This window comes from Burkholderiales bacterium, from assembly GCA_035560005.1.
Classification (GTDB): domain Bacteria; phylum Pseudomonadota; class Gammaproteobacteria; order Burkholderiales; family Eutrophovitaceae; genus DASRFY01.
Window position 1 is genome coordinate 1 of record DATMAN010000045.1, and the last position, 8,859, is coordinate 8,859.

Genomic DNA, 8,859 nt, shown 5'->3' on the forward strand with positions numbered 1-8,859 from the left:
CGCGATATTGCACCCGCCATTGCCCCGCCGCAACCCGGGTCTGCCGGGCTCGCGGCACGGGAACCAAGTCCCGGTCTGCGCTGTCGGGCAAGAGTCCGCTTCCGCCAACAATCATTCTCAGGGGAGAACTCGCAATGAACGCCCTCTTGAACGCGCTCGGCGTCGAGACGCTGCCGGCATGGGTCGAGCATGCCATGCCGATATTCCATGTCCTGCTGATCCTGCTGCTGGCGTGGATCGCACTGCACGTGGCCAATCGCGCCATCCGCAAGCTGCGCGAGATGCTGGAGGCGCGCAGCGTCAACCCGGATGACCAGAAACGCATCCGCACGCTGGGGCGCGTGTTCCGCTATATCGCGAACGTGGTGATCATCCTCGTCGCGGGGATGCTGGTGCTGACCGAACTGGGCATTTCCATCGCCCCCATCCTGGCCACCGCGGGGGTGGCCGGCATCGCCATCGGCTTCGGGGCGCAAAGCCTCATCAAGGATTATTTCAGCGGCATCTTCCTGCTGGTGGAGGACCAGATCCGCCAGGGCGACGTGGTGGCCATCGCCGACAAGGCCGGCCTGGTGGAAGAAATCACGCTGCGCTACGTGCGCCTGCGCGACTTCGAAGGCAACGTCCACTTCGTCCCCAACGGCGCCATCGGCACCGTGACCAACCGCAGCCGGGAATTCGCCTTCGCGCTGATCGACGCGGGCGTGGCCTACCGCGAGGACGTGGACGAGGCGCTGGAGGTCATGCGCCGGGTGGGGGAAGCGTTGCGCGCGGATTCGGCGTTCGGCCCGCGCATTCTCGAGCCGATCGAGATCGTGGGCGTGGAAAACTGGGCCGACTCGGCGGTGATCCTGCGCTGCCGCCTGAAGGTAAAGCCGCTGGAGCAATGGAACGTGCGGCGCGAGTTCCTGCGGCGGCTCAAGCGCGCCTTCGACGAGCGCGGCATCGAGATTCCCTACCCGCACCTGACGCTCTACGCCGGGCAGAACAAGGACGGCAGCGCACCGCCGCTGCGCATCGCGCGGGCGGCGAAATCGTAAGACCGCCGCAGCCGCCTTTCGCCTTGCCTCAACCCCGCCCCGTCCCCCTGGACAGCGAGGACGCCGCCTGCGGCCGGCCCTCCAGGCCGGCGCGCAACCAGCGACGGACCGCGCGCGCGTCGGGAAGGCGCCATGCCGCGACGCTGGCGCCCGGACCGACCTTCACCGAGTGGCCGCCGGCGCGGTTCACCGACGCGAATCCGAATTCGTCGGTCAGATCGTCGCCGACGAACACCGGCACCCTTCCCGCAAACGGCGGCTCACGCAGGAACGCTTCGACCGCCGTGCCCTTGTCGTGCCCGCAGGGCCGGAGTTCCAGGACCTGCTTGCCCTGCTGCAGGCTGTAGTCCGCGCCGAGGTCGGCCGCCAGCTCGCGCATTTTCTGCTCCGCCGCCTTGCGCAGCCGTGGCGCCAGCCGATAGTGCAGCGCGAGGGTCACCCCCTTGGCCTCGACGATCAGTCCCCGGTGCCGCGCCGCGAAGCGCGTGAGCCGGTCCGCCGCTTCCTGCATGCGATCCAGGACCGGCGCATGCAGATGCAACGTTCCGCCCGCCGAGCGCCGCTCGGCTCCGTGCTGCCCCGCCGCGGGCAAGTGCAGCGGAGCGAACAGCCGATCGATCTCGCGTACCGGCCGCCCGCTGATCAGCGCGACCGCCCCATCGGTGGCACGGGACAGCTCGCCCAGGAGTTCCTTCAGCCCGGCGTCCACGCGCACCGCGTCGGGCCGGTCCTCGAAGTCGACCAGCGTGCCGTCGATGTCGAGGAACAGCGCCCAGTGCGCAGAGAAGGCCGGAGGCGCGGCGCCGCCCGCGGCGCGGCGCGCCTCGCGATCCCGCGCCGGCACAAAGCCGCGCACCGACTCACGAGCCATCAGGCGCTGCGCAGGCCGGCCACTTTGCGCCGGCCCCCGTCGGCCGCGGTTCCGATCACGCGCCGCCGCTGACGCATGCGCGCCGCGTCGAGCAGCATGCGGCCCGCCCAACGGTAGACGTTGAACTGCTGGACGAGGCTGCGCATGCTGCGCATGCGCTCGCGCTGTTCCTCCTCGGACATGGTCAGCGCCAGATGCAGCGCCGCGGCGGCCTGTTCGATGTCGTAGGGATTGACGATCAGCGCCTCCGGCAGCTCGCGCGAAGCGCCCGCGAACTGGGAAAGCACCAGCACGCCGCGTTCGTCGTCACGCGCGGCCACGAACTCCTTGCTCACCAGGTTCATCCCGTCGTGCAGGCTGCTCACGTAGCACAGATCCGCCGCCCGGTAGTACTCGTAGACCTGCGCGGCGTCATGGTGCTCGACCTTCAGGACGAGGGGCCGGTATCCCGGCCGTGCGAAGCGCGCGTTGATGCGCTCCACCGTCTCGCGCACCTTGACCTCGAAAGCCTGGTACTCCTCGATCGTGGTGCGCGACGGCGCGGCGATCTGGACGAACGCGAAGCGCCCGATCCAGGACGGCTCGCGCTCGAGCAGTCGCTCGACCGCGGTAAAGCGCTCGATGATGCCCTTGGTATAGTCGAGGCGCTCCACGCCCACCCCCAGCCGCGTGCCCGGCGCCAATCCGAGCGCCTGCCGGATGTCCGCGCGGCACCGCTCCACGGGCTTGGCCTCGGCGAGCGCGGCGGGCGGCCACTCGATCGAGATCGGGTAACGGTGCACCTCGGTGGGCTCCCCGCCGTAGGAAATGGTAAAGGTCTCGCGATCCACGCGTGCCTCGAGGTAGCGGTCGACCGTATCGAAAAAGTTGTTGCAATGAAACTGGGTGTGAAACCCCAGTATCGAGGAACCGAGCAGGCCTTCGAGGATGCGCTCGCGCCACGGGCAGATGCCGAAAGTCTCCGGATTGGGCCAGGGAATATGCCAGAACGTGATGATCGTGGAGCGAGGCAGCCGTTCGCGGATCATGCGTGGCGCCAGGGCGAAGTGGTAGTCCTGCACCAGCACGATGGGGTCGTCGGTCCGCGCCTCCTGCACCACCGTGTCGGCAAAGCGCCGGTTCACCTCACCGTAGTGCTCCCAGTCGCTCGCGCGGAAGGTCGGGCGCGTGTGCGCGATATGGCACAGCGGCCACAACCCCTCGTTGGCGAAGCCATAGTAATAGCCCCGCTCTTCTTCCCGACTGAGCCACACGCGGCGGATGCGATAGGCGGGTTTTTCCGGCGGCACCATGACGCGGTCGAAACGGTCCACCGTATCGCGGTCCGCGCTGCCCGAGCCGTGCGCGATCCAGGTGCCCGAGCAGGCACGCATCACCGGCTCGAGCGCCGTCACCAGTCCGCTCGCCGGCCGCTGGACCTCCACGCGGCCGTCGCGCCTGACGTGGATATACGGCTCGCGGTTCGACACGATCAGGATCTCGTCGCCCTTGAGGTCCTCGCGCAGAATTCTGCGCAGCGCCTCCGGTCCCCACTCGATCTGGGATTCGTCCCGCGTACGCCGCTCGCTTTCCAGTTCGCGCACCAGCGCCGCGAGATCCCGAGCCAGGGGCTGCAGCTCGCGACGCTTGACTACCTGCGGTCGCGCGAGCAGCTGCCCCTTGATCAGGGCTTTTGCGCCGGCCACCCAGCCGTGCCAGGACAGCTCGGCGATCACCACCGTGATGAAGGCGATCACCGCGCCGACGGCGATGAAGAAATAGACCAGATATCGGCGCGTCTCTTCGCTGCGGCGCTCGACGAAACTCATGTCGTGCACGATCGCGAGCTGCCCGAGCTGCCGCTGCCCGGCGGTGAGCGGCACGAACTTCACGTGCAGCGCGCCGCGTTCGTTTCTGACAATCTGTCCCGGGCCCGCCACGGATCCCGCGGGAGGACAGGCGACCTGCGCGGGAAACGTCACCGTGCGGTAGGACAGTATCCCCCTGCTGTCGCAGAAGCCCAGTGCGAACAGACGCTCGTCCTGAATCGCGCGGTTGAACACGGCCTGCACGCGCTGCACCGCGACGGCTCTGCGTGGAGAGCCGATCAGCTCGACCAGGGGTTCCTCGACGGTGCGCGCCACCAGCTCGGAGCGCACTTCGAGATCGCGGACGAACCAGCGCTCGGTCAGCCGGTTGACGAGCGGCACGACTGCATAGGCGATGGCGGCCAGCGCGACGAACAGCGGAACGATGAAACGCAGGGACAGTCGCATGGTCCTGATCCTTTCCAGGGGCAGGATTGGCGCCCCCGGGCTCCTCGCGCGGTGGACGATCGCGCGCGACTTGAATGCACCGCGAATACCGCCCGCATTCCGGACGGCCGGTGCTGTTCGAAGCTGCCTGGCGCACGTGCAGCCGCCCGCGGGTTTCATCGCGGATCTGCGCCACCTCGAACGGCTGTCGATCGCGACAGCAAACTGACTCGGCGAAATTATGGCACACGCCCGGCGCTGCCGAACCCCGCTGTAACAAATGCTTTCATCTTTTCCATCCGGAATGCGATCGCACGTTCCTTCTATCGCTCGCCAACCGGAGTCTTGCGCCCGCTACCGGTCAGCCAGTCGCGCAGCGCGCGGTTGACCTGCTCCGGGCGCTCGAGCGTAGACAGATGCCCGCAGACTTCGACCACATGCAGCCGCGCTCCCGGAATGAGACGCGCCATCTCCTCATGGGACGCGAGCGCAGTGATGGCGTCTTCCCGTCCGCACAGCACCAACGTCGGACATCCGATCGCCTTCAGGTCGGGGCGGCTGTCGGGCCGATGAATGATCGCGGCCTGCTGGCGGACGAAGGCGTCGATTCCGGTGCGCTCGGCCATGTCGCGGATGATCCTCACGAGCGAAGCGTCCCCGACCCGCGACGGATGCACCAGCAGCGGCAGCATGCGGCTGGTCACCGGGGTAAAGCCGCGCTCGGTCCGCGCCAGGCGGATCAGCTCTAGCCGGCGCCCGGTTTCTTCGGGAGTGTCGGGTGTGGCGCGGGTGTCCAGCAGCGCCAGGCGCGGCACGCGTCGTGCCGCGCGGCGCATGATCTCCATCGCCACGTAACCGCCCATGGACAGACCGGCCAGCGCGAACCTCTGGAACGGCGCTTCGCGCAGAACCGCTTCGGCCATTTCCCGGATGCTCGATTGCGTGCGCAGATCGGGGATCCAGACGTCGGCGATGTCGCCCAGCGCCGCGACCTGCGGACCCCACAACGCGGCATCGCACAGCAAGCCGGGGATCAGGACCAGCGGTTGTTTCATTGGCTGCCGTGACGGTTGACCGATGACGGGCCACGAGTGAAGAGCGGGCGGCGTGATCGCAAACCTCGCTCCTCAGTCCTGCTTCTCCTTCACCCAGGCACGCAGATCCCAGGGCTCGTACAGCGTCCAGATGTAGTCGGTGGTCGCCGTCTCGCGCAGCTCGTGCAGACCCTGCTTCTGCGCCTCGTCCAGGAACGCCTGAAACACCGCTTCGCTGGGAAACTCGACCACGATCATGTGGCGCCGCTCGCGATCCTCGTGCATGCGCCGGACCGGTTTCCAGCCGGAGACCACGACCTTGCCGCCCATTGCGTAGATGATCCGGCCCGCCCTGACCGAGTAATCCCGGTACTGGTCTTCCTTGCCCGGAATGAAGTTGAACACGTTCAGCGCATAGACCATGCCGTCGTCTCCCTGTGGTCGATCGTGGTTCCGTTTCGCCCGCTTTTCGCCCTTCAGCCCTCGGCCGCCTTCATCCTTGCCGTCGCATCGTGCCACTGCGCCAAAGGCACTACAATGCCGGCGCACGTGTACGTAACGGGGAAAAACGCAATGCCGAAGAACAAGCAAGTACTTCTCGCCAGTCGTCCGACCGGCTGGGTGCAGGAATCCAATTTCAGCATCGTGGAGAGCGACATTCCCAAACCCGGTCCGGGCGAGCTGCTGGTCAGGAACCTCTGGCTGTCGCTCGATCCGTACATGCGTGGCCGCATGAACGCGGTGAAGTCTTACGCTCGCTACGTGGAGATCGGTGAGGTGATGGTGGGCGGCACGGTCGGCCAGGTGGTGGAATCGAATCATCCGAAGTTCAGGACCGGCGACCACGTGGTGGGGTCGCTCGGCTGGCAGCTCTACGCCGTGTCCAACGGCGAGGGGCTCGCGAAAATCGACTCCGGCGCGGTGCCGCTATCGGCCTATCTGGGTGTGTGCGGCATGCCGGGCGCGACCGCGTGGATCGGCCTGCTCGAGCACTGCGCACCGAAGGCCGGCGAGACCGTGCTCGTATCCGCCGCGACCGGCGCCGTGGGCAGCGTGGTGGGACAGCTCGCGAAACTGCAGGGGTGCCGCGCAGTGGGCATCGCCGGCGGACCGAAGAAGTGCGCCTTCGCCGTCGAGGAACTGGGATTCGATGCCTGCGTGGACTACAAGGCCGGAAAGCTGCTCGACGATCTGCGGGCCGCATGCCCGGATGGAGTGGACTGCTACTTCGAGAACGTGGGCGGCGAAGTTATGGACACGGCCTTCCGGTTGCTCAATCCGTTCTCGCGCGTGGCGCTGTGCGGGATGATCGCCGACTACAATGCTACCGAACCCTATGGCGTGAAGATGTTGCGCGCGCTGCTGACCAACCGGGTGAAACTGCAGGGCTTCATCGTCTTCGATCGTCAGGATCTCTATCAGCGTGCGGTCGGCCAGCTGGTGAAATGGGTGGCGCAAGGCAGGATCAAGTACCACGAGACCATCGCCGAGGGACTGGAGAACGCACCGAAGGCGTTCATCGGAATGCTCAAGGGCGAGAACCTCGGCAAGCAGCTCGTGAAGCTGGCCTGACTGGCTGCTCGAGATCGACCCCCAGCGCAGAGGCACCGAGGTCGCAGACGACCGCCGATCTGCCAGAGGCTGGCAGCAATCTCTCCGATCCTCGCCCTTGCGTCCGAGGGACAGAGGCGATCTTGCCTCTGCGCGAGACCCGGAAGTTCAGCTCGCCGGACGTACCAGCGCCAAAGCCACGCGGAAAGGCACCAGCGCGAAGAGCGCGATCGCGAGCTTCACCCCCAGGTCGCCCAGGCCCAGCGTCACCCAGGGCATGTCGGTGCCGTAGAAAGCCAGCGTAAAGAACACGGCGGTATCGACGACCGAAGCCACCAAGGTCGACAGGAACGGCGGCTGCCACCAGACGCGGCGCCGCAGCCGGTTGAAGATCATCACGTCGATCAGCTCGGCGACCAGGAACGCCGTGCCGGAAGCCACGGCAATGCGCGGCGTGGCGAAGTACGCCGACAGCACGACAGCGACGATGAACCCCACGTAGACGATCCTGCGCGCCAGTGCCGGCCCATGATAGCGGTTGGCCAGGTCCACCACCAGGAAGGAAAACGGATAGGTGACCGCACCCCAGGTCAGCCAGTCGTTCAGCGGGTACTGGACCAGGATATTGGAGCTGACCACGATCAGCACCATGGCGGCGGCAAAGGCGGCGGTCAGGCGGACATGCTGCATGTTCGGCTTCCTCGGCATTGGTAAACTGTCGCCGATTATGCGGTGGCGGCGGCAAGTCTTCCACCGCCAAGTCCTATCATGGATGCCGTCGCACGCGCGTGGCACGGAGATTTGTCATGAGCCGCCTTCTCTTCTGCAGCCTTTTTCTGCTTGCCGTCACCCAGCCCGCCCGCGCTCAGGACCTGGCGGGCGCGGTCGACCAGCGCGTGCGCGCACTGGAGCAGAAGATCATCGCTTGGCGGCGCGACGTACACGAGCACCCCGAGCTGTCCAACCGCGAGGTCCGCACCGCACGGCTGGTCGCCGAGCATCTGAAGGCGCTGGGCATCGAAGTCAGGACCGGTGTGGCGCGCACCGGGGTGGTGGGGTTGCTCACGGGCGGCAAACCCGGTCCGGTCGTGGCGCTGCGCGCCGACATGGACGCGCTGCCGGTCACCGAGGAAGTCGATGTGCCGTTCCGCTCGCGGGTCAGGGCCGAATATCTTGGCCAGGAGGTCGGCGTCATGCACGCCTGCGGGCACGACGCCCACGTCGCGATCCTGATGGGCGTGGCCGAAGCACTCGCGGCGGTCAGGAAAGATCTGCCGGGTACGGTGAAGTTCATCTTCCAGCCGGCGGAAGAGGGCCCTCCGCCCGGGGAGGAAGGCGGCGCTGCGCTGATGATCAAGGAGGGCGTCCTCGAGAATCCGAAACCGGCCGCGATCTTCGGCCTGCACGTGATTTCCGGGATTCCGGCCGGGACGCTGACCTATCGTCCCGGCCCGCTGATGGCAAGCGCCGACTGGCTGTACCTCACGGTCAAAGGCCGTCAGACCCACGGCGCCTGGCCCTGGAAAGGCGTGGACCCGGTGGTGACCGCCGCGCAGATCGTGACCGGTCTTCAGAACATCGTGGCGCGGCAGCTCGACGTTTCACGCGAGCCGGCGGTCGTCACCGTCGCCACGATCCACGGCGGGCAACGCAAGAACATCATCCCCGACCAGGTCGAGATGACGGGCACGATCCGCACCTTCGACGAGGAGATGCGCAGCGACGTGCACGCGCGCATCAGGCACATCGCCGAATCGATCGCCCAGGCCAACCACGCCACCGCGGAAGTGAAGATCGAGAAGGCGGTTCCCGTCACGGTCAACGACCCGGCGCTCACCGAGCGCATGGCGCCGACATTGCAGCGCATCGCGGGCAAGGCGAATGTCATGGTCCAGCCGCGGGTCATGGTGGCGGAAGACTTCTCTTATTTCCAGCAGCGGGTGCCGGGACTCTTCTTCTTCGTCGGCATCACGCCGAAGGACCAGGACATGAGCGCGGCGGCGCCCAACCATTCGCCGCGCTTCTACATCGACGAGTCCGGCCTGTTGCCCGGTGCGCGGGCGCTCGCGGCACTGGCGGTCGATTTCCTTTCCGCGCGCTGAACACTTCGCCCAGCGACCACCGGGGCC

8 protein-coding genes are annotated in these 8,859 nt (G+C 67.0%); 3 read left to right on the forward strand and 5 right to left on the reverse strand.

Going from position 1 to position 8,859, the window contains the following annotated elements; genetic code table 11:
- The first annotated feature begins 134 nt into the window (after positions 1-134).
- Positions 135-1,040: a mechanosensitive ion channel family protein gene (locus VNM24_06510; protein HWQ38255.1), complete on the forward strand. Its 906-nt coding sequence runs from the start codon at positions 135-137 to the stop codon at positions 1,038-1,040.
- Between the two features lie 28 nt (positions 1,041-1,068).
- Here the strand turns inward: VNM24_06510 and otsB are convergent, their stop codons facing one another.
- The 4 genes from otsB to VNM24_06530 form a co-directional block, all read right to left on the reverse strand.
- Complete coding sequence (gene otsB / locus VNM24_06515; GenBank protein HWQ38256.1) at positions 1,069-1,911, reverse strand: trehalose-phosphatase; 843 nt, start codon at positions 1,909-1,911, stop codon at positions 1,069-1,071.
- Positions 1,911-4,166 carry a trehalose-6-phosphate synthase gene (locus VNM24_06520; GenBank protein ID HWQ38257.1) on the reverse strand — a complete coding sequence of 752 codons (2,256 nt, stop codon included), beginning with the start codon at positions 4,164-4,166 and terminating at the stop codon, positions 1,911-1,913. Before VNM24_06520 ends, otsB begins: the two co-directional genes overlap by 1 nt.
- Before the next feature lie 302 nt (positions 4,167-4,468).
- Positions 4,469-5,200 carry an alpha/beta fold hydrolase gene (locus tag VNM24_06525; GenBank protein HWQ38258.1) on the reverse strand — a complete coding sequence of 244 codons (732 nt, stop codon included), beginning with the start codon at positions 5,198-5,200 and terminating at the stop codon, positions 4,469-4,471.
- Positions 5,201-5,272: 72 nt separating this feature from the next.
- Positions 5,273-5,602, reverse strand: a complete 330-nt coding sequence (locus tag VNM24_06530) for a DUF1330 domain-containing protein (GenBank protein HWQ38259.1) — start codon at positions 5,600-5,602, stop codon at positions 5,273-5,275.
- A gap of 150 nt (positions 5,603-5,752) precedes the next feature.
- Between VNM24_06530 and VNM24_06535 the strand changes: the two genes are divergently transcribed.
- Positions 5,753-6,751: an NADP-dependent oxidoreductase gene (locus VNM24_06535; protein ID HWQ38260.1), complete on the forward strand. Its 999-nt coding sequence runs from the start codon at positions 5,753-5,755 to the stop codon at positions 6,749-6,751.
- 147 nt (positions 6,752-6,898) lie between these two features.
- On the opposite strand, the gene VNM24_06540 is transcribed toward VNM24_06535, so the two are convergent.
- Positions 6,899-7,420, reverse strand: coding sequence for a queuosine precursor transporter (locus tag VNM24_06540; protein ID HWQ38261.1), 522 nt, complete (start codon positions 7,418-7,420; stop codon positions 6,899-6,901).
- 116 nt (positions 7,421-7,536) lie between these two features.
- Here VNM24_06540 and VNM24_06545 point away from each other — a divergent pair, with 116 nt between their 5' ends.
- Positions 7,537-8,832: an amidohydrolase gene (locus VNM24_06545; protein ID HWQ38262.1), complete on the forward strand. Its 1,296-nt coding sequence runs from the start codon at positions 7,537-7,539 to the stop codon at positions 8,830-8,832.
- The last annotated feature ends 27 nt before the right edge of the window (positions 8,833-8,859 follow it).